Annotated in this window: 19 protein-coding genes; 11 read left to right on the top strand and 8 right to left on the bottom strand. The window is 58.0% G+C overall.

Annotated features, from left to right (window positions below):
* Positions 1 to 8 precede the first annotated feature (8 nt).
* The 4 genes from QYH43_RS21775 to dksA form a co-directional block, all read right to left on the bottom strand.
* Positions 9 to 2,963 (bottom strand): sensor histidine kinase, encoded by a 2,955-nt coding sequence (locus QYH43_RS21775; RefSeq protein WP_177408858.1) that lies wholly within the window; start codon positions 2,961 to 2,963, stop codon positions 9 to 11.
* Positions 2,947 to 3,123 carry a hypothetical protein gene (locus QYH43_RS21770; RefSeq protein ID WP_003176118.1) on the bottom strand — a complete coding sequence of 59 codons (177 nt, stop codon included), beginning with the start codon at positions 3,121 to 3,123 and terminating at the stop codon, positions 2,947 to 2,949. The genes QYH43_RS21775 and QYH43_RS21770 overlap by 17 nt, the downstream gene beginning before the upstream one ends.
* 77 nt (positions 3,124 to 3,200) lie before the next feature.
* Positions 3,201 to 4,097, bottom strand: coding sequence for a tRNA glutamyl-Q(34) synthetase GluQRS (gluQRS, locus tag QYH43_RS21765; protein ID WP_301158067.1), 897 nt, complete (start codon positions 4,095 to 4,097; stop codon positions 3,201 to 3,203).
* Between the two features lie 242 nt (positions 4,098 to 4,339).
* Complete coding sequence (dksA, locus tag QYH43_RS21760; protein WP_053162448.1) at positions 4,340 to 4,780, bottom strand: RNA polymerase-binding protein DksA; 441 nt, start codon at positions 4,778 to 4,780, stop codon at positions 4,340 to 4,342.
* Between the two features lie 334 nt (positions 4,781 to 5,114).
* Between dksA and QYH43_RS21755 the strand changes: the two genes are divergently transcribed.
* Both QYH43_RS21755 and sfsA read left to right on the top strand, forming a co-directional pair.
* The gene (locus QYH43_RS21755; protein WP_301158066.1) at positions 5,115 to 6,287 is read left to right on the top strand and encodes a pyridoxal phosphate-dependent aminotransferase; all 1,173 of its coding nucleotides are present in this window, start codon (positions 5,115 to 5,117) and stop codon (positions 6,285 to 6,287) included.
* Positions 6,287 to 7,000 (top strand): DNA/RNA nuclease SfsA, encoded by a 714-nt coding sequence (sfsA, locus tag QYH43_RS21750; RefSeq protein WP_301158065.1) that lies wholly within the window; start codon positions 6,287 to 6,289, stop codon positions 6,998 to 7,000. The genes QYH43_RS21755 and sfsA overlap by 1 nt, the downstream gene beginning before the upstream one ends.
* Here sfsA and QYH43_RS21745 read toward each other — a convergent pair.
* From QYH43_RS21745 to QYH43_RS21730, 4 genes are all read right to left on the bottom strand, one after another.
* The gene (locus QYH43_RS21745) at positions 6,997 to 7,314 is read right to left on the bottom strand and encodes a Rieske (2Fe-2S) protein (RefSeq protein ID WP_095061390.1); all 318 of its coding nucleotides are present in this window, start codon (positions 7,312 to 7,314) and stop codon (positions 6,997 to 6,999) included. The two genes, sfsA and QYH43_RS21745, sit on opposite strands and share 4 nt — an antisense overlap.
* Before the next feature lie 376 nt (positions 7,315 to 7,690).
* Positions 7,691 to 7,963, bottom strand: a complete 273-nt coding sequence (locus QYH43_RS21740) for a TfoX/Sxy family protein (RefSeq protein WP_007971093.1) — start codon at positions 7,961 to 7,963, stop codon at positions 7,691 to 7,693.
* 245 nt (positions 7,964 to 8,208) lie between these two features.
* Positions 8,209 to 8,553, bottom strand: coding sequence for a pentapeptide repeat-containing protein (locus tag QYH43_RS21735; RefSeq protein ID WP_301158064.1), 345 nt, complete (start codon positions 8,551 to 8,553; stop codon positions 8,209 to 8,211).
* Positions 8,554 to 8,643: 90 nt separating this feature from the next.
* Positions 8,644 to 10,200: a bifunctional aminoglycoside phosphotransferase/ATP-binding protein gene (locus QYH43_RS21730; protein ID WP_301158063.1), complete on the bottom strand. Its 1,557-nt coding sequence runs from the start codon at positions 10,198 to 10,200 to the stop codon at positions 8,644 to 8,646.
* A gap of 116 nt (positions 10,201 to 10,316) precedes the next feature.
* Between QYH43_RS21730 and mrcB the strand changes: the two genes are divergently transcribed.
* From mrcB to msrQ, 9 genes are all read left to right on the top strand, one after another.
* Complete coding sequence (mrcB, locus tag QYH43_RS21725) at positions 10,317 to 12,635, top strand: penicillin-binding protein 1B (RefSeq protein WP_095152633.1); 2,319 nt, start codon at positions 10,317 to 10,319, stop codon at positions 12,633 to 12,635.
* A gap of 16 nt (positions 12,636 to 12,651) precedes the next feature.
* Positions 12,652 to 13,386, top strand: a complete 735-nt coding sequence (locus QYH43_RS21720) for a tetratricopeptide repeat protein (protein ID WP_095061398.1) — start codon at positions 12,652 to 12,654, stop codon at positions 13,384 to 13,386.
* A complete protein-coding gene (locus QYH43_RS21715) occupies positions 13,386 to 13,721 on the top strand; it encodes a YqcC family protein (protein ID WP_095061400.1) in 336 nt (111 codons plus the stop codon). Before QYH43_RS21720 ends, QYH43_RS21715 begins: the two co-directional genes overlap by 1 nt.
* A 463-nt stretch (positions 13,722 to 14,184) precedes the next feature.
* Positions 14,185 to 15,909 carry an acetolactate synthase 3 large subunit gene (locus QYH43_RS21710; protein ID WP_095061408.1) on the top strand — a complete coding sequence of 575 codons (1,725 nt, stop codon included), beginning with the start codon at positions 14,185 to 14,187 and terminating at the stop codon, positions 15,907 to 15,909.
* Between the two features lie 2 nt (positions 15,910 to 15,911).
* Positions 15,912 to 16,403: an acetolactate synthase small subunit gene (gene ilvN, locus QYH43_RS21705; RefSeq protein ID WP_003176102.1), complete on the top strand. Its 492-nt coding sequence runs from the start codon at positions 15,912 to 15,914 to the stop codon at positions 16,401 to 16,403.
* A 45-nt stretch (positions 16,404 to 16,448) separates the two neighbouring features.
* Positions 16,449 to 17,465, top strand: coding sequence for a ketol-acid reductoisomerase (gene ilvC, locus QYH43_RS21700; RefSeq protein WP_053123857.1), 1,017 nt, complete (start codon positions 16,449 to 16,451; stop codon positions 17,463 to 17,465).
* Positions 17,466 to 17,609: 144 nt separating this feature from the next.
* Positions 17,610 to 18,467, top strand: a complete 858-nt coding sequence (gene pssA, locus QYH43_RS21695; protein ID WP_095061402.1) for a CDP-diacylglycerol--serine O-phosphatidyltransferase — start codon at positions 17,610 to 17,612, stop codon at positions 18,465 to 18,467.
* A 63-nt stretch (positions 18,468 to 18,530) separates the two neighbouring features.
* Entirely contained in the window at positions 18,531 to 19,544 is a 1,014-nt protein-coding gene (gene msrP, locus QYH43_RS21690; protein WP_095061404.1) for a protein-methionine-sulfoxide reductase catalytic subunit MsrP, read from the top strand.
* Complete coding sequence (gene msrQ / locus QYH43_RS21685) at positions 19,544 to 20,164, top strand: protein-methionine-sulfoxide reductase heme-binding subunit MsrQ (RefSeq protein WP_095061406.1); 621 nt, start codon at positions 19,544 to 19,546, stop codon at positions 20,162 to 20,164. Before msrP ends, msrQ begins: the two co-directional genes overlap by 1 nt.
* Positions 20,165 to 20,258: the final 94 nt, after the last annotated feature.

Raw genomic sequence — 20,258 nt, 5'->3', positions numbered from 1 at the left:
CGACGGTCTCAGTTCACAGCGGACGTCGCTTCGACATGACGCGGTAAAGTCACCCGGATACGGGTGCCGCGTTGGCTGTGTACATCAGCCGGGCTGTCGATGGTGATTTGTCCATAATGCTCTTCAACGATGGAATAGACCAGTGCAAGGCCCAGACCGGTGCCTTCGCCAGGATCCTTGGTAGTGAAGAAGGGTTCGAACAATCGGTCCATGATGCTCGACGGAATACCACTGCCTTCGTCTTCCACGATCAGATCGACCGTGTGTTCGCCGGCTTCGCTTTTGACTCGCACCGCGCTGCCGGGAGGCGAAGCGTCGCGGGCGTTTGAGAGCAGATTGATCAATACCTGTGCCAGCCGCTGCGGGTCGCCTTCGACCCAGTGATCCGGATCGCACAGGTTATAGAACTGCACTTCAAAATTGCGCCGGTTCAGGGCCAGCAAGCCGATGGCATCCTGGGCCACTTCGGCCAGACAGACGGGCTCGTCGCTGTGTTGATGGCTGCCGGCATGGGCGAAGCTCATCAGCGATTGAACGATGCGCGACACGCGTTTGGTCTGCTCAAGGATCTGCCCGCTGATTTCTTTCAGCTCGCCATCATCCTCGCGCTCTTCGCGCAGGTTCTGCGCCAGGCAGGCGATGCCGGTGATCGGGTTGCCGATTTCATGGGCTACGCCGGCCGCCAGTCGGCCAATGCTGGCCAGGCGCTCGGAGTGCACCAGCTTGTCTTCGAGCATCTGGGTTTCGGTCAGGTCTTCCACCAACAACACCAGGCCGCTGTTACCCGGCGCGAGCGGTTCGTCGATGGCCGCTTTGTGCAGGTTCAGCCAACGAGTCTGGCCGTCGAGTGTCAGGTGTTGTTTGTGCAGGTGTTCGTCCGGCAGGTTGATGAAGCCCAGCAGCAATTCCTTCCACGGATCGGCGATGGTGCTCAGGCGCGATCCGACCACGCGTTGCGCGGCGATCCCCGTCAGCTCTTCCATGGCTTTGTTCCACATCAGGATTTCCTGGTCCTTGGCCAGCGAGCAGACGCCCATCGGCAGTTCCTGCAAGGTCTGACGGTGATAACGGCGCAGGGCATCGAGTTCGGCGGCCAGGCCGGTCAGGCGCGAGTGGTAGTCCTCGAGGCGGCTTTCGATAAAGTGGATGTCTTCGGTGACATAGTTTTCGCCACCGGCCTTGTAAGGCAGGAAGGTCTCGACCATGTCCTGGGCAACGCTCGGTCCCATCAGGCCGGAGAGGTTGGCTTCGATGCGGTCGCGCAAGCGGCGCAATGCATACGGTCGGCGTTCGTCGAAGGGCAGATAAAGATCGCGCAGCGCCTGCTCGACTTCCTTCTGCGCGGCTTTGGCGCCCAAGGGTTTGGCCAATTGCGTCGCGAATTCCTGTGGGGAGGCCGCATGCAATTCACGTCGCTGCGGCCGGTGCACGTTGTCCACGGCACAGGCTTCGGCAGCGCTGGCCTCTTCGGTGCTGGCATTGGTGAACAGCGAAATCAGGGTGAACATCAATACGTTGGCGGCCAGGGAAGCAATCGCCGCCATGTGCCAACTGGTGTCATCCAGCACGTAAATCATGTTCAGCAGCGGTATATAGAAACCCTGCAGGTTGCCGACCAGCGGTAGCAGCATGGTGACCAGCCACACCAGGATTCCCGCCAGCAAACCGGCGATGAAGCCGCGACGGTTGGCGGTCGGCCAGTACAGGACTGACAGCACGCCGGGCAGGAACTGCAACGTCGCAACGAACGCGACGATGCCGAGGTTGGCCAGGTCTTGTTCCGCACCCAGCATCAGGTAGAAACCGTAACCGGCCATGATGATCGCGACGATCAATGCCCGGCGGGTCCACTTCAGCCAGCGGTAGATATTGCCTTCGGCGGGCGGTTGATAGAGCGGCAATACCAGGTGGTTCAGCGCCATCCCCGACAGTGCCAGTGTGGTGACGATGATCAGGCCGCTGGCGGCGGACAGACCACCGACATAAGCCAGCAATGCCAGGGCCTTGCTGTTGGCGGCGATGCCGATGCCCAGCGTGAAGTATTCCGGGTTGGTGGTGGCGCCGAGTTTCAGTCCCGCCCAGAGAATCAGCGGCACTGCCAGGCTCATCAGCAGCAGGAACAGCGGCAGACCCCAACTTGCGCTGACCAGCGAGCGCGGATTGAGGTTTTCGGTGAACGTCATGTGATACATGTGCGGCATCACAATCGCCGAGGCGAAGAACACCAGCAGCAATGTGCGCCATGGGCCTTCCTGCAAAGGCGTGTGCAGGGCGGCGAGGGCGGTCTGGTTTTGCAGCAGCCACAGCTCAAGCTGTTGAGGCCCGTCGAATACGCCGTACAGCGCGTAGAGCCCAATGCCACCAAGGGCGATCAGCTTGATCACCGATTCGAAGGCAATCGCGAACACCAGTCCTTCGTGTTTCTCGCGGGTGGCGATGTGCCGGGAGCCGAAGAAAATCGTGAACAGCGTGATCAGCGCACAGAAGCTCAGCGCCACGCGGTGCTGCACGGGCTCGCGGGTGAGGATGCCGATGGAGTCGGCCACCGCCTGGATCTGCAACGCCAACAGCGGCAATACGCCGACCAGCATGAAAATCGTGGTCAGCGCACCGGCCCAGGTGCTGCGAAAGCGGAAGGCAAACAGGTCCGCCAGAGAGGACAACTGATAAGTGCGGGTGATTTTCAGGATGGGGTACAGCAACACCGGCGCCAGCAGAAATGCCCCGGACACCCCGAGGTAGCTGGACAGGAAACCGTAGCCATACTGATAGGCCAGGCCCACCGTGCCGTAAAACGCCCAGGCACTGGCGTAGACCCCCAGCGACAGGGTGTAAGTCAGCGGGTGGCGAATGATCGCCCGGGGGATCATGCCCCGTTCGCTGATCCAGGCCACGCCGAACAGCACCGCCAGGTAGGCGGCACTGATCAGGATCATCTGGGTCAGGCTAAAGCTCATCGGCATCTTTTTGGCTCTGCAGGATGAAGGTCACGACGATCAGAATCAGCCAGAGCAGATAAGGGCGATACCAGGCGCCAGTGGCGTCGATCCACCAATCCATGATGGCCGGGGAAAACAGGTAAATCCCCACTACCAAAAGCAGGACCAAGCGATAAATGTACATCCCGGCCTCTCTTTTTTATGCGCGTGCCCGAAAACGTGCGGCGATGGTAACGGATGGGCGCGCCACTGCAAGTGCGATCACAGCAGTTGAGCCTCGGGCAGGCTCAGTGTGCGCGGGATCAGTGATGCATCCCAGTGGGCGATGCCCCAGTCGAGCACCTCGCGTGGCGTGGCGAAAATCAGTTCGTTGCCCGGATTCTGCCCCAATGCGCGAAGGGCCCGCAGCAATAAAGGTATTGCCTGATCTTCGGTCAGCGGCGGCGAACGATAAGACTTGCCGAGTTTGTTGCCATCGGGCTGGGTAATCAGCGGAATGTGCAAATAGCGCGGTTGCGGCAGGCCAAGCAGTTCTTGCAGGTAGAGCTGGCGCGGCGTGGAGTCGAGCAGGTCGGCGCCACGGACAATGTCGGTGATGCCTTGCCAGGCATCGTCAAGCACTACAGCCAGTTGATAGGCGTAGAGCCCGTCGCGGCGGCGAATCACAAAATCGCCGACATCGCGGCCCAGATGCTGGCGGTATTCACCTTGTACTCGATCGGCGAAGTGATACTCGAGCTCCGGGACGCGCAAGCGTATGGCGGCGTCTTCCGTGCCGTGACCGGCGTTGCGGCATAGCCCTGGATAAATCCCGTGATAAGGCTCCAGCTGCTTGCGCGAACAGGTGCAGGCGTAGGCCAGACCATGATTGAACAGGCGATTGAGCACTTGGGCGTAGGCATCGTGACGGTCGCTTTGGCGAATCAGCTCGCCATCCCATTCAAACCCGTAACTCTCCAGCGCCTTGAGAATCGCCACTTGCGCGCCGGGTTCCTCACGGGGCGGATCGAGATCTTCCATGCGCATCAGCCAGCGCCCGCCTACCGAGCGGGCATCGAGGTAGGACGCCAGCGCGGCGACCAGTGAGCCGAAGTGCAGATGGCCACTGGGTGTGGGCGCGAAACGTCCGATGTAGTCAGGTCTGGTGATGGCGGTCATGAAGGCAACGTTACTTTTCCAGGCGGTCGTCAGATTCCTGTAGGAACGAGCTTGCTCGCGAAGGTCGTCAACGATAACGCTGGGAGCCTGTTGCTACTCGGCGATCTCAGGTTCATCGTCGGAACGCCGCCCGGAGCAAGCTCGCTCCTACAGTGATGGCGATTTTAATCGCAACGGGCATCAGCAAATATCAGAAACAAAAACGGAGCGTTCGCACGCTCCGTTTTTCGTTCAAGCCGCAATTATTTGCCGACTTGCTTTTCCTTGATTTCCGCCAGGGTCTTGCAGTCGACACACATGTCGGCAGTAGGGCGGGCTTCCAGGCGCTTGACGCCAATTTCGACGCCGCAGGATTCGCACCAGCCGTACTCTTCGTCCTCGATCAATTGCAGCGTTTTGTCGATCTTTTTGATCAACTTGCGCTCACGATCGCGGGCTCGCAGTTCGAGGGCGAACTCTTCTTCCTGGCTGGCACGGTCTGCCGGGTCCGGGAAGTTGGCTGCTTCGTCCTTCATGTGATCAACCGTACGGTCGACTTCCTGCATCAAGTCCTGTTTCCACTTGTTCAGGACTTTGGTGAAGTGCGCGCGCATGGGCTTGCCCATGTATTCCTCGCCCTTCACTTCTTTGTAGGGTTCGAAGCCGCTGATCGACTGATTTTGCTGCTTTGCTTGGGTGGACATGAAATAGACCGCCTCTACTCTTGTAATCCATCTGCGCAGGATTGCTCCATCACCGACACCTGCCGGCCCTGCGGCTGCAAGCGGGCGAACTTACCAGATCAAATCAGACCGCGCTACTCCCGGATGTCGAGGCTGCGGCCCGTTGCGCTTTCAAATGCTGATAAAGCGCTGTCTGGTGGCTCTGGAACGCTGCTCAATTATTGATTTTAGTCAAACCTGGGGCGCGCGTTTGAGTCGTTTGCGGCCGGGGTCATAAGGCCTCTGACCGCTTTAGGCTCTCGCTCGTTCCTGCGCTTGGGTAGAATCGATTTTTTTCCCTGTTGAAGGAAGGCCCATGGCTCAGTCCTACAGTGCCCGCAGTCGTGCGATCGAACCTTTCCATGTGATGGCGCTGCTGGCGCGGGCCAATGAATTGCAGGCGGCCGGCCACGATGTGATCCATCTGGAAATCGGCGAGCCGGACTTCACCACAGCCGAACCGATCATTCAGGCCGGCCAGGCTGCGCTGGCATCGGGCCGCACCCGCTACACCGCTGCCCGTGGCATTCCCGAGTTGCGTGAGGCGATTTCAGGCTTTTATCAGCAGCGCTATGGCTTGAGCATCGATTCACGACGCATCCTCATCACGCCCGGTGGCTCTGGTGCGTTGTTGCTGGCCAGTGCTTTGCTGGTGGATCCGGGCAAACACTGGTTGTTGGCGGACCCCGGTTACCCGTGCAACCGACATTTCCTGCGACTGGTTGAGGGCGCCGCACAGTTGGTTCCGGTAGGTCCCGACGTGCGCTATCAACTGACGCCGGACCTGGTCCAGCGTTACTGGGATCACGACAGCGTTGGCGCGCTGGTGGCGTCTCCGGCTAACCCGACAGGGACGATCCTGACCCGGGATGAGTTGGCCGGGCTGTCTCGTTCGATCAAGGAACGCCACGGCCATCTGGTCGTGGACGAGATCTATCATGGGCTGACTTACGGCACCGATGCTGCCAGCGTACTGGAAGTCGACAATGACGCCTTTGTGCTGAACAGTTTTTCGAAGTATTTCGGAATGACCGGTTGGCGTCTGGGTTGGCTGGTGGCGCCCGATGTCGCGGTTGGTGAATTGGAAAAACTCGCGCAGAACCTCTACATAAGTGCGCCGAGCATGGCTCAGTATGCTGCGCTGGCCTGTTTCGAGCCGGCAACAATCAGCATCCTCGAAGAGCGCCGCGCAGAGTTCGGTCGACGTCGGGATTTCTTGCTTCCCGCTTTGCGCGAGTTGGGTTTTGGCATTGCGGTAGAGCCGGAAGGGGCGTTCTATTTGTACGCCGATATCAGCAAATTCGGCGGCGATGCCTTCGCGTTCTGTAAGCATTTTCTCGAAACCGAACATGTGGCGTTTACTCCTGGACTGGATTTCGGGCGGTATCAGGCCGGTCATCATGTGCGTTTTGCCTACACGCAAAATCTTCAGCGCCTGCAGGAGGCGGTCGAGCGTATCGCTCGCGGCTTGCGGAGCTGGCAAGGCTGATGCGTTTTCATCCTCCACTGGAAGAAGGTCGACTGATTCGTCGATACAAGCGTTTTCTCGCTGATATCGAAACCGTTAGCGGCGAGTTGCTGACCATTCACTGTCCGAACACCGGATCGATGCTCAATTGCCAGGTCGAGGGCGGGCAGGTCTGGTTCAGTCGTTCCAACGATCCCAAGCGCAAACTGCCTGGCACCTGGGAAGTCGGCGAAACCCCGCAAGGGCGGTTGTTCTGTGTGAACACCGCGCGGGCCAATGGATTGATCGAAGAAGCGCTGCGGGCAGGCGTGATCGGCGAGCTCAATGGCTTTACCGGGTTAAAGCGTGAAGTCGCATACGGTCAGGAAAACAGCCGCATCGATTTTCGCCTCGACTATCCCGAAGGGCCGGCCTATGTCGAAGTCAAAAGCGTAACGCTGGGCTTCGACGGGACGGCGGTGGCGGCGTTTCCCGATGCGGTGACCCTGCGCGGGGCCAAGCACCTGCGGGAGTTGGCCCATTTAGCCCGGGACAGCATTCGTGCAGTGCAGTTGTATTGTGTGTGCCTGACTGGCATCGAGTCGGTGCGGCCTGCCGTCGAGATCGATTCAGCGTATGCCGCTGCACTGCGCGAGGCGGTGGCTTGCGGCGTGGAAGTGTTGGCTTATGGCGTGCGCTTGAGTCATGAGGAAATGGTCGTTGATCGACGCCTGGACGTGTTACTCGGCGATTAAAGGCTGACCCAGATTCCCTGTTCGTCCTCGCGGCAGGGGATGTTCTTCAGCGATCGTCCCTCGCACGGACCGGCAATGCATTCGCCATCCTCGATCAAGAACAGTGCGCCGTGGGTCGCGCACTGGATCAGGCTTTGGCTGTTGTCGAGAAACTGATCGGGGTGCCACTCGAGTGAGACGCCACGGTGCGGGCAACGATTAAAGTAGACATAAACCTGCCCGCCCCGGCGCACGGCAAACAGCTTCTCTCCCTCGAGTTCGAAACCTCGACTGCTGTCATTGATCAACTCGGCACCCGCGCAAAGCAACTTCATCTCAATCCTCTGTTCCGCAACGCGCCGAATATGTCGCGGCTGATTGTTCGAATACTAACAATTATCCAAGGACGGGTTCACGATCTCCGGCACTTTTGTGCAGACAAAAAAAGACCCGGCAAGAGCCGGGTCAAATAACCGTGATTAGCCTGATGAGGAGATAATCTGAGAGTCCGAACCAAGGGCTTTGCAGAATATCGACCAGTCTCGCGACCAGTTGTGATAATCATATCGATTCTCATTACCAAGTCAACAGCTGATTTCCTATTTGCCTGCTCCATGTCGCAGACTTTCGGCAAGTCTATGAAATCATTGGATTTTGATCTGTCGTTTTCAGTGAATTGATTTGCTTGATCTGTAAGCCAGCGCTCCTCGCTCAATTCTTGTGACGCGACGAGATGGCTTCCAGCTGTTTATTCAGGGCCTCTTTGCGTTCGGCAGGAATGTCATTCCAGTGCACGTCCATCAGGGCGCCTTCTATTGCATACAGCAACACCTTGGACGCCCGAAATCCGCGCGTACGCACGGCCCGATAAGCGTCCACCGCCCCCAGGCGACGCAAGTCCGAGGCACTGTGGATGCCAACGGCGTGCAGCCACTGTGCCGACGTCTTGCCAAGGTTCTTCAGGTGTTGCAGTTCATCATTCATCAAGCCTCCTTGCGATGGCCGAATGCAGATCGTGGGCAAGCATTTGAGGAGTGTAGCCATCAGTAGGAAAAGCGTGATTGTTTGGTCGTTTTCGACGCAAATGCTTCTAAGGGGCAGAATGGGCTGGAGGGCTGAAAATCCGCGAATGCGGCGAAAAACAGCAGGAAACAATGGGCTTTTGCCGGCAAAAGAGACTCAGCGTCCAGCGCGAAGAGAGGGCTGGACTTGTCAGTTTGCGGCCTTGCTCAGCGAGTTCGGTAACGCAGCCGTGTACCGAAATTCATCGACATCAGGATCTCGTCAGCACTGAGCTCGGGGGGGAAGTAGGCGCCGGAAATTTGCGCGTGGCCCAGGCTCGCACCTTCCAGGTTGGCTTTGCTGAAATCGATGCCGCGCAAGTCGGCGGAACGGAAGTAAGCGTTGCGAAAGTCCACGTCATCGGCGTTGAGCTCTCGCAGGTCGAGGCCGCGGAAGTCGCCACCGACCATGTCGATTGGGCCATCAGTGGGGCGTTCGCTGTTGAAGCCCCTGATGTCGTCTTTGTGCAGCAAAACATAAAGCGGGGTGTCGAGGAGTTTTGGCTGGCTCATGTCGCATCACCTGTTGGTTTTATGACGCCAGTATAGTGCCACTACTTAACAGCCGTGAAGCCAGTGGAGGCTCCACGGCTGAAATACTTCTTACAGTCCTGGCAGGCGCTGGCGAATTTGCTCAACAACCGTATCGAGGGTCCCGCTTTCATTGGTCTGGACGCGTTTGCTGCAGAGGATTTCCGCCGGTGTCAGCGCTTCGCGGCTGGCTTGCTGGGCTTCAATAACAGCGAGGGTGGCATCGGACGGGTCTTTCTTGTCTGCCTGGCGCATGGCCAGCCAGCTTTCGATCACGGCTTGCGGTGCATTGCAGTCGAGGATCAGGAACGGTGCGCCTGTGGCCTCGGCAACTTTCGCGGCGCTGTCGCGCTGGTCACGCTTGAGGTAAGTGGCGTCGATCACTACCGGGAAACCGGCACGCAGGATGACGTCGGCGATTTCATGCAGTCGGGCATAGGTCGAAACGCTGGCGTCGGCACTGTAGATACCGGCCTGCACGTCATTCTGGACGGTTTGCTCACCGAACAGGCGCTTGCGCTCAACGTCGGAACGCAGGCGAATCGCCCCCAGTGCTTCCACCAGACGCATGGCGACATGGCTCTTGCCGACAGCGGAAACGCCGTGGGTAATGGCCATGAAGCGCGAAGGAATGGTGCTGTAGCTTTCCGCCAGGTTGGCGTAATTGCGGTACTGGCGCAGGGTGGTCGCGCGCTGCACAGGAGTGGCATCGGCCGGCATGCTGAACAGGGCGACTTTGGCGCGAACCAGCGCGCGGTAGGCTTTATAGAAGTTCAGCAGTTCGAGGCCACGGTAATCGCCGGTCAGTTCCAGATACTGACTGATGAAACGACGCGCCAGGCTCTTCAGGCCTCGGTCCTCCAGGTCCATTGCGAGGAAACCGGTGTCGGCATACACGTCAGTGAAGCGAAACGGTTCGTTGAATTCGATGCAGTCGAAAATGACGACTTTGCCGTCGATCACGGTGGCGTTGCCGAGGTGGATGTCACCGTGGCATTCGCGGATGAAGCCTTCAGCCTTGCGCTGGGCAAACAATGGCTTGAGGCGCTCGAAGCTGCTTTCGGCCCAGGCTTGCAGCGCGTCGAGTTGCAGCAGATCGGCTTTGTCGCTGAGGAACGGACGGATCTGTTCGAAGTTCTGCCGTACCGGCGCCATCACGCTGTCCGGGGTGCCGGCGTCGTGCTCGCTCGGGACTTTTGGTGCGCTGAGGTGGAAGCGGGCGATTTGTTCGGCCATTTCGTCGACATGGGCAGGGGTCAGTTCGCCGTTGGCTTGCAGGGTGCTGAGCAACCCGTTTTGCGCGAACTGGCGCATCTTCAATGCGTATTCGATGGCTGGGCCGTCGCCGCCCAATTGCGGTGCCTCGATGCTGCCGGTGACCGGAAGCACCTCGAGGTACAAGTCGTCGGTCAGGCGCTGGTTCAGGCGCAGCTCTTCGTTGCAGAAGTGTTCGCGAGCCTCAAGCCCGGTGAAGTCGAGAAAGCCGAAATTGACCGGTTTCTTCACTTTATAGGCGTAGGGGCCTGTGAGCAGAACCCAGGAGATATGAGTTTCGATGACCTGGAATCCCTCTACCGGATGCGGGTAGAGGGCAGGGTTTTGCAGGGCAGCGATCAGGGACTGGCTCACAGGCGATCCTTCAGAGTCTGGGAAATTCAAGGCGTCCATTATGGCCGCAAGTCCGCTCGACGCAAACCTCGGAGCGCGTCTGTTGAGGATGAATAAAGTGCGTATAATCCGCCGCCATGACTCGTACCCGATCTTCCCGTACCCCTAAAAAACCACCTTCCAAGGGCATGCGCCCATGGTTGAGCTGGGCCATTAAACTCAGCCTGGTCGGCCTTGTGGTGCTGGCCGGCTTTGCGGTTTACCTCGACGCGATCGTCCAGGAAAAGTTCTCCGGCAAGCGCTGGACCATTCCTGCGAAGGTCTATGCGCGCCCGCTCGAACTTTTCGTCGGACAGAAGTTGAGCAAAACGGACTTCCTGACCGAACTCGATGCCCTGGGCTATCGCCGCGAAAGCGTGGCCAATGGCCCGGGCGCGGCAGCGGTCAATGGCAACACCGTCGACCTCAATACCCGTGGCTTCCAGTTCTATGAAGGCATGGAGCAAGCGCAACCGGTTCGCGTGCGTTTCTCCGGGGACTACGTGGCCGAATTGTCGGCGACCAACGGTTCGAAGCTGTCGGTTGTGCGTCTGGAACCGCTGTTGATCGGCGGCCTGTACCCGAAGAACCTTGAAGACCGGATTCTGATCAAGATCGATCAGGTTCCGCCGTTCCTGCTCGAGACCCTGGTCGCTGTCGAGGACCGCGATTTCTATCATCACTTCGGTGTTTCGCCGAAGTCGATTGCCCGTGCGATCTGGGTCAACGGTTCTGCGGGGCGTATGCGCCAGGGCGGTAGTACCCTGACGCAACAGTTGGTCAAAAACTTCTACCTGACCAACGAACGCAGCCTCAGCCGAAAACTCACCGAAGCCATGATGGCGCTTCTGCTGGAACTGCATTACGACAAACCCGAAATCCTTGAGGCTTATCTCAACGAAGTGTTTGTCGGCCAGGACGGGCAGCGTGCGGTGCACGGTTTCGGTCTCGCCAGCCAGTTCTTCTTCAGTCAGCCATTGGCTGAACTCAAGTTGCATCAAGTGGCGTTGTTGGTCGGCATGGTCAAAGGCCCGTCTTCCTACAATCCGCGTCGTTATCCCGAGCGCGCACTTGAGCGTCGCAACCTGGTGCTGGATGTGCTGCAAGAGCAGGGCGTAGCCACGGCCGAGCAAGTTGAAGCGGCGAAGAAAATGCCGCTGGGCGTGACCAAGCGCGGCAGCCTGGCGGACAGCTCGTTCCCGGGCTTCCTCGATCTGGTCAAGCGTCAGTTGCGCGAAGACTATCGCGACGAAGACTTGACCGAAGAAGGCCTGCGCATCTTCACCAGTTTCGATCCGATCCTGCAGATGAAGGCTGAAGCTTCGGTCGACGATACCTTCAAGCGCTTGTCCGGGCGCAAAGGTTCCGATGAGGTTGAAGCGGCGATGGTCGTGACCAATCCGGAAACCGGTGAAGTGCAGGCCATGATCGGCAGTCGTCAGGCCAGCTTTGCCGGGTTCAACCGGGCGCTGGATGCTGTGCGACCGATCGGCTCGTTGATCAAGCCTGCGGTTTATCTGACAGCGCTCGAGAAACCGAGCCAGTACACATTGACCAGTTGGCTGTCAGACGAATCCTTCTCGGTCAAAGGGGCGGATGGTCAGGTCTGGAAACCCCAGAACTATGATCGTCGATCCCACGGTACGGTTTTCCTTTATCAAGGTCTAGCGCATTCCTACAACCTGTCGACAGCGCGTCTTGGTTTGGCCGTGGGTGTGCCAAATGTGCTGAAAACGGTAGGGCGACTGGGGGTGACTCGCGAGTTTCCGGCTTTCCCGTCGATGTTGCTCGGTGCTGGCGGCATGACGCCAATCGAAGTGGCGACCATGTACCAGACCCTCGCCAACGGTGGCTTCAACACGCCAATGCGCGGGATTCGCAGCGTGCTGACCGCCGAAGGCGAGCCGCTCAAGCGTTATCCGTTCCAGATTCAGCAGCGTTTCGATCCGGCTTCTATCTACTTGATCCAGAGCGCCATGCAGCGCGTCATGCGTGAAGGCACCGGCAGCTCGGTTTACAACGTATTGCCCAAGACTCTGACCCTGGCCGGCAAGACCGGTACCAGTAACGATTCACGGGACAGTTGGTTCGCAGGCTTCAGCCAGGACTTGCTGGCGGTGGTCTGGCTGGGTCGCGATGACAACGGCAAAACGCCGTTCACCGGTGCCACCGGCGCGTTGCAGGTCTGGACCAGCTTCATGCGCAAGGCCGATCCACTTCCCCTGGACATGCCGCAGCCCGACAATGTTGTCCAGGCGTGGGTCGATTCGCGTACCGGCCAAGGTTCTGACGCCGGTTGCCCGGGTGCCGTGCAGATGCCGTATATTCGCGGCAGCGAACCGCCTCCCGGCGCCGCTTGCGGTGGTGAAAACCCTGCTGAGTCGGTGATGGATTGGGTCAAGGGCTGGATGAATTAAGCAAAGAGGGTTTCAAGTGAACAAGTGGTTGATTCCAGCGGTTGCCGCCGTAGCTTTGCTCAGCGGTTGTTCCTCTGTACAACGGGGTTCGATCCCGGTCGTGGATTCCGGTACTACGGTGTCCAACAGTGAGCGGATTTCGACGAACGGCGGCTACCGCCAGACGACGGTGAAACGTCCTGTGCAAGCCCAGACTCAAGCGATTCCGCAGGGTGATACCGGGGTTGTCGTGATGGTGCCGGGTGGCGGTGCGACGACCTCGACGCCGATCAGCACTACACCGATTACCCCAGGCCCGATCACGCCGGGTCCGATTGAAACGTCGCCGGTTCAATCTGCACCGATCAATCAGGGCAGCTACAGCATGCCGTCGACGCCTAGCGGAATCCCGTCGGCCAGTGCCGGTGGTCTTTCCGCAGACGAACAACTGGATGGCCCGGTGCTGGCCCTGTTGACCACGGCTCAGCAACAACAGGCGAGCGGTGACCTCAATGGCGCGTCTTCCAGCCTCGAGCGCGCCCAGCGTGTCGCGCCACGCGAGCCACAAGTGCTCTATCGTCTGGCGCAAGTCCGCATGGCGCAGGGGGACGCGGCGCAGGCCGAGCAGTTCGCTCGCCGTGGCCTGACTTTCGCTAATGGACGACCGGCGCTTCAGGCCAGTCTGTGGGAATTGATCGCCCAGGCACGTGAGAAACAGGGCGATCCTTCAGGCGCAGCGCTGGCCCGTCAGAAAGCCAAGGTTACGTCGTGATGGATGTGCGTTTTCCGAAGATAGCCGATCAGTTGCTACTGATCGAGCGTGAGCTGCGGGTGCAAGGCTGGTGGGATGAGGTCGAGCCATCGGCTGAAGCACTGTCCAGTGTCGAGCCGTTCTCGGTCGATACCCTGGACTTCGAACAGTGGCTGCAATGGATCTTCCTGCCGCGCATGAAGGCGATCCTGGAACAGGATTTACCGTTGCCAAACGCTTCGGGAATTCAGGAAATGGCCGAAATGGTCTTTGCCGGGCGCAATGTGCAAGGCAAGGATCGGCAGCTGCAGGTCCTGCTCAAAGAGTTTGATCAACTGATCACTGCTTCCCGCTGAAGTCGTTCGCTCGGTAAAACGGGGAATGGCCAGTCGGTCGGCGATGAAGAAGTGCGTGCGCGTGCCAATTCTTTACCAAAAGTTGCGCAATTGAAGCTAACACCCGTCGGTTTTATGGGTTTTTTCTTGCGTTCTCATGCGCTTACCAGAATAAAGCGCATAGACGACTTGACTTGCAACGGACGAAACAGAAGAATCCAAAGTCCGCTGTACAGGGACTGCCAGAAGCAGACCCTCTCAGCAGATCATGAGGCGCATATCCGCGTCGACCTGTTACACCCGCAACGCGTTACCTCGCGCTGGGTGGGAAAGCCCCGCAACACTTGGGACGATCCCAATACTTGCTCAGTCAGTGCTGACGTAGTCGGCGACCACCGTCGCTCATGCTCTGCTGAGAAGTAAACCTATTAAGACCCGTCCCATTTTTCGTGGGCGGTATTCTGGCGTTTTAGAGGTGAGCAACGTGGAGCTTTTATCTGGCGGTGAGATGCTCGTCCGCTTCTTGCGTGACGAAGGCGTCAAATATATCTACGGGTACCCGGGTGGTGCTCTTCTTCATGTTTACGATGCCCTGTTCAAAGAACCGGAAGTGACCCACATCCTGGTTCGTCACGAGCAGGCGGCTACCCATATGGCTGACGGCTACGCCCGTGCCACCGGTAAAGCCGGTGTGGTACTGGTGACTTCCGGTCCTGGCGCAACAAACGCCATTACCGGTATTGCCACTGCCTACATGGACTCCATTCCAATGGTGATCATTTCCGGTCAGGTGCCTAGCACCATGGTCGGCACCGATGCGTTCCAGGAAACCGACATGATCGGTATCTCCCGGCCGATCGTGAAGCACAGCTTCATGATCAAGCACGCGTCGGAAATCCCGGAAGTCATGAAGAAGGCTTTCTACCTGGCGCAATCCGGTCGTCCTGGCCCGGTCGTTGTCGATATTCCGAAAGACATGACCAACCCGGCCGAGAAGTTCGAATATGTCTTCCCGAAAAAAGCCAAGTTGCGCTCCTACAGCCCGGCCGTTCGCGGTCACTCCGGACAAATCCGCAAGGCAGCAGAAATGCTCCTGGCAGCCAAGCGTCCAGTGATGTACGCAGGCGGTGGTGTGATTCTCGGTGGTGGCTCCGCGCCGCTGACCGAACTGGCGAAAATGCTTAACCTGCCAGTAACCAACACCCTGATGGGCTTGGGTGCCTACCCTGGCACCGACCGTCAGTTCATCGGCATGCTCGGCATGCACGGCAGCTACACCGCCAACCTGGCGATGCACCATGCTGACGTGATCCTCGCCGTCGGTGCGCGTTTCGATGACCGTGTAATCAACGGCGCTTCGAAGTTTTGCCCGAACGCCAAGATCATTCACATCGACATCGACCCGGCTTCGATTTCCAAGACCATCAAGGCCGACGTGCCTATCGTTGGTCCGGTCGAGAGCGTCCTGACCGAAATGGTTGCGATCCTCAAGGAAATCGGCGAGACCCCGAACAAGGAGTCTGTAGCCAGCTGGTGGAAGCAAGTTGATGAGTGGCGCGGTGATCGTGGCTTGTTCCCTTACGACAAGGGCGACGGCAGCGTCATCAAGCCGCAGACCGTGATCGAAACCCTGTGCGAAGTGACCAAGGGCGACGCCTTTGTGGCTTCGGACGTGGGCCAGCACCAGATGTTCGCTGCGCAGTACTACACGTTTGACAAGCCCAACCGCTGGATCAACTCCGGCGGTCTGGGCACCATGGGGTTCGGTTTTCCGGCCGCCATGGGCATCAAGTTGAGCTTCCCGGATACCGACGTCGTTTGCGTCACCGGTGAAGGCAGTATCCAGATGAACATCCAGGAACTGTCGACCTGCTTGCAATACGGTTTGCCGGTAAAAATCGTCATCCTGAACAACGGTGTGCTGGGTATGGTTCGCCAGTGGCAGGACATGAGCTACGGCAGCCGTCATTCGCACTCCTACATGGAGTCGTTGCCTGATTTCGTCAAGCTGGCAGAGGCCTATGGTCACGTCGGCGTGCGCATCACCGATTCGAAAGATTTGAAGTCGAAGATGGAAGAAGCGTTCGCCATGAAGGATCGCCTGGTTGTGATCGATGTTTCGGTCGATACCAGCGAGCACGTCTACCCGATGCAGATCAAAGACGGCTCCATGCGCGATATGTGGCTGAGCAAGACGGAGCGTACTTAATCATGCGGCACATTATTTCCTTGCTTCTGGAAAACGAACCGGGCGCTCTGTCTCGTGTGGTTGGCCTGTTCTCGCAGCGCAACTACAACATCGAAAGCCTGACCGTGGCGCCAACCGAAGACCCGACCCTGTCGCGTCTGACGCTGACCACTGTCGGTCACGATGAAGTCATCGAGCAGATCACCAAGAACCTGAACAAACTGATCGAAGTGGTAAAACTGGTCGACTTGTCGGAGAGTGCTCACATCGAGCGCGAACTGATGCTGGTCAAGGTCAAGGCCACCGGTGCCCAGCGCGCCGAGATCAAGCGCACCACCGATATTTATCGTGGACAGATCGTCGATGTCAGCGCCAGCGTATATACCGTTCAACTGACCGGTACCAGCGACAAGCTCGACAGCTTCATTCAGTCCATTGGCACCGCTTCGATTCTGGAGACCGTCCGCAGTGGCGTCACCGGTATTGCCCGCGGCGACAAAGTACTCAGCATCTAAACCAAATTAGCGAATGGCCTGAACGGCCTGATATAGGGGAATTTCATGAAAGTTTATTACGAAAAAGACTGCGACCTGTCGATCATCCAGGGCAAGAAAGTAGCCATCATCGGTTACGGTTCCCAGGGTCATGCTCAAGCGTGCAACCTGAAAGACTCCGGCGTTGACGTGACTGTTGGTCTGCGTAAAGGTTCGGCCACTGTTGCCAAGGCTGAAGCCCACGGCCTGAAAGTAACTGACGTTGCTTCTGCTGTTGCTGCTGCCGACCTGGTCATGATCCTGACCCCGGACGAGTTCCAGTCCTCCCTGTACAAGAACGAAATCGAGCCGAACATCAAGAAAGGCGCCACCCTGGCCTTCTCCCACGGTTTCGCGATCCACTACAACCAGGTTGTGCCACGCGCTGACCTCGACGTGATCATGATCGCGCCGAAGGCTCCGGGCCACACCGTACGTTCCGAGTTCGTGAAAGGCGGCGGTATCCCTGACCTGATCGCGATCTACCAGGACGCCTCGGGCAACGCCAAAAACGTAGCACTGTCCTACGCTGCAGGCGTTGGTGGTGGTCGTACCGGCATCATCGAAACCACCTTCAAGGACGAGACCGAAACCGACCTGTTCGGCGAACAAGCCGTTCTGTGCGGCGGTACCGTTGAACTGGTTAAAGCCGGTTTTGAAACCCTGGTTGAAGCTGGCTACGCGCCGGAAATGGCCTACTTCGAGTGCTTGCACGAACTGAAGCTGATCGTTGACCTCATGTACGAAGGCGGTATCGCCAACATGAACTACTCGATCTCCAACAACGCCGAATACGGCGAGTACGTGACCGGCCCGGAAGTCATCAACGCCGAGTCCCGTCAGGCCATGCGCAACGCCCTGAAACGTATTCAGGACGGCGAATACGCCAAGATGTTCATCAGCGAAGGCGCTACCGGCTATCCTTCGATGACCGCCAAACGTCGTAACAACGCCGCTCACGGTATCGAAATCATCGGCGAGCAACTGCGCTCCATGATGCCGTGGATCGGTGCCAACAAGATCGTCGACAAAGCCAAAAACTAAGTCACGCTCTTGCACGAAAAACGCGGCTTAGGCCGCGTTTTTTCGTTTGGGAGGCCGGTTCTGGTATAAAGCTGCATCGTTTGCGGTCGAATCGTCGTCCCAGGCACCTGTCCAAACTTTCCACCCCGTTGCAAGGTAATGTCCATGAGCGAACGCCCCGAAGAGCCAAACCAGGCTCCTGACGCCGAAAGCCTGCTACCCGTCGATGAACATGTCGAGGAAGGGCATGACGCTGAAGGTCGTAAAGTCCGGCATCGTGGTATCTATCTTTTGCCGAACCTGTTCACCACCGCGAACCTGTTCGCCGGCTTCTATTCCATCATCAACTCGATGAGCGCACAGGCGGCCTTGAGCGCTGGCGACTCAGTCAACGCAAGCAAGTACTTCGCTTTTGCAGCTATCGCAATTTTCGTTGCCATGGTGCTCGATGGCCTCGATGGTCGCGTTGCTCGCATGACCAATACCCAAAGTGCTTTCGGCGCCGAGTACGATTCCCTGTCGGACATGGTCGCTTTCGGCGTTGCGCCGGCATTGCTGGCATTCGGCTGGGCCCTTGGCGATATGGGCAAGGTTGGCTGGATGGTGGCGTTCATCTATGTGGCGGGCGCGGCGTTGCGTCTCGCGCGTTTCAACACGCAGGTCGGTACCGCCGATAAGCGCTACTTCATCGGCCTGGCCAGTCCGGCTGCCGCAGGTGTGGTGGCGGGGATTGTGTGGGCCTTCAGCGATTACGGCATCCAGGGCTCCAAGATGTCTTTCCTGGTTGCGCTGATGGTGGCTGCGGCCGGCATGCTGATGGTCAGCAACATCAAGTACAACAGCTTTAAAGAGCTTGACCTGAAAGGGCGAGTGCCTTTTGTGGCGATTCTCGCCGTAGTGTTGGTGTTCGCGGTTGTGTTCAGCGATCCACCGCGCATTCTGCTGCTGGTTTTCCTCGCCTATGCAGCGTCGGGTCCGGTGCAATACCTGTTGCATCTTCGTCGGCGCAAAAGCGTCGAGTAATGTAATTTCCCTCATACTCCGCAGTCTATTGGTGCATCTGTTCTCCAATGCTGCGGAGTAGCCATGCTGATCAAAGTCCCAAAAGCGTCTGACTGTCATGAGTCGGATGTCACGCCTGAATCCCTCTATCTTTCTCGACGCCATGTATTGGGTGCTGCTGTTGCCGGTTTGGCGATCAGTGGTCTATCTCGGTGGGCGGCGGCTGACAATGTGGAGCGTTATGCGGGCGTTGAGCCCGGAAAGGCGCCTTCCTGGTTCAGCGAAAAGTTTCCCTCAATTGAGTGGGGGGCAGTAAACGTCAAAGATGAGGCGATCACGCCGTTCAAGGACGCAACCCACTACAACAACTTCTATGAGTTCGGTACGGATAAGGGTGACCCGGCTGCCAACGCCCGTGCGCTGAAGACTCAGCCGTGGACCGTTGTTGTGGATGGTGAGGTGGGTAAACCGGGGCGATATGCGTTGGAAGACTTCATGAAGCCTTACCAATTGGAGGAGCGCATCTATCGACTTCGTTGTGTTGAGGCGTGGTCGATGGTGATTCCATGGATCGGATTTCCTCTCTCGGCTTTGCTCAAGGAAGTTGAGCCAACATCCAGCGCCAAATTCATCCGGTTCGAAACCCTGCAGGACCCCAAGAGTATGCCGGGACAACGCTCCGGTTTTGCCCTGATCGATTGGCCTTATATAGAAGGGCTGCGATTGGATGAGGCGATGAACCCGTTGTCGATTCTTGCGGTGGGCATGTATGGGCGTGAACTACCGAATCAGAACGGGGCGCCACTGCGTCTGGTGGTGCCCTGGAAGTACGGCTTCAAAAGCATCAAGTCGATCGTGCGAATCAGTTTGGTCAGCGAGCAGCCTAAAACCACCTGGCAGAGCATTGCCTCGGACGAGTACGGTTTCTATGCGAACGTGAACCCTACGGTTGACCATCCGCGCTGGACCCAGGCACGCGAACGTCGACTGCCAAGCGGGCTGTTGAAGCCGAATGTGCGCGAGACGCAAATGTTCAACGGTTACGCGGATGAAGTCGCTTCTCTCTATGCAGGGCTCGATCTGCGGAAGAACTACTGATGCGCTATCCGTTTTGGCGTATCGGAGTATTCCTTGCGGCGATGATATGGCCATTGCTTTGGTTGTATCAGGCTTGGGGGGATGCGCTTGGGCCTGATCCGGGCAAGGTATTGGTTGACCGGTTGGGATTGGGCACGCTTGTTCTGTTGCTCATTACGTTGAGCATGACGCCTCTGCAAAAACTCACGGGTTGGGCGGGGTGGATGGCTGTCCGGCGGCAACTGGGATTGTGGTGTTTCGCTTATGTGGTTCTGCACTTGAGCGCCTACCTGGCATTTATCCTTGGTTTCGATTGGTCGCAGCTTGGCGTTGAGCTGCGTAAGCGTCCGTACATCATTGTCGGAGCATTGGGCTTTCTGTGTCTGCTGGCGTTGGCGGTGACCTCCAATCGATACAGTCAGCGACGATTGGGGGTTCGTTGGAAGAAACTGCATTGCCTGGTTTATGGGGTTCTCGGGCTTGGTTTGCTGCATATGCTCTGGATTGTGCGCGCTGATCTGAGGGAATGGGCTATCTATGCATCTATAGGTGCCTTGTTGTTAGTGCTGCGGCTACCGCCTTTTGCTCGTCGAATCCCGCGTTTAGTGGCTAAAAAGGGCACTTCTGCCAAAAAGGCGTAAATAGCTGTTGACGGCAGATCTCGGGTGTCTATAATTCGCCCCACTTCCGGCGCAGTCGAAACGGAAAACTCCTTGGTAAACAATGAGTTACGAA

The sequence above is a fragment of the Pseudomonas sp. C32 genome, assembly GCF_030417915.1.
Lineage (GTDB): Bacteria > Pseudomonadota > Gammaproteobacteria > Pseudomonadales > Pseudomonadaceae > Aquipseudomonas.
The sequence above is the reverse complement of the archived record's forward strand: the minus strand, read 5'-3'. Positions and strand labels throughout refer to the sequence as shown.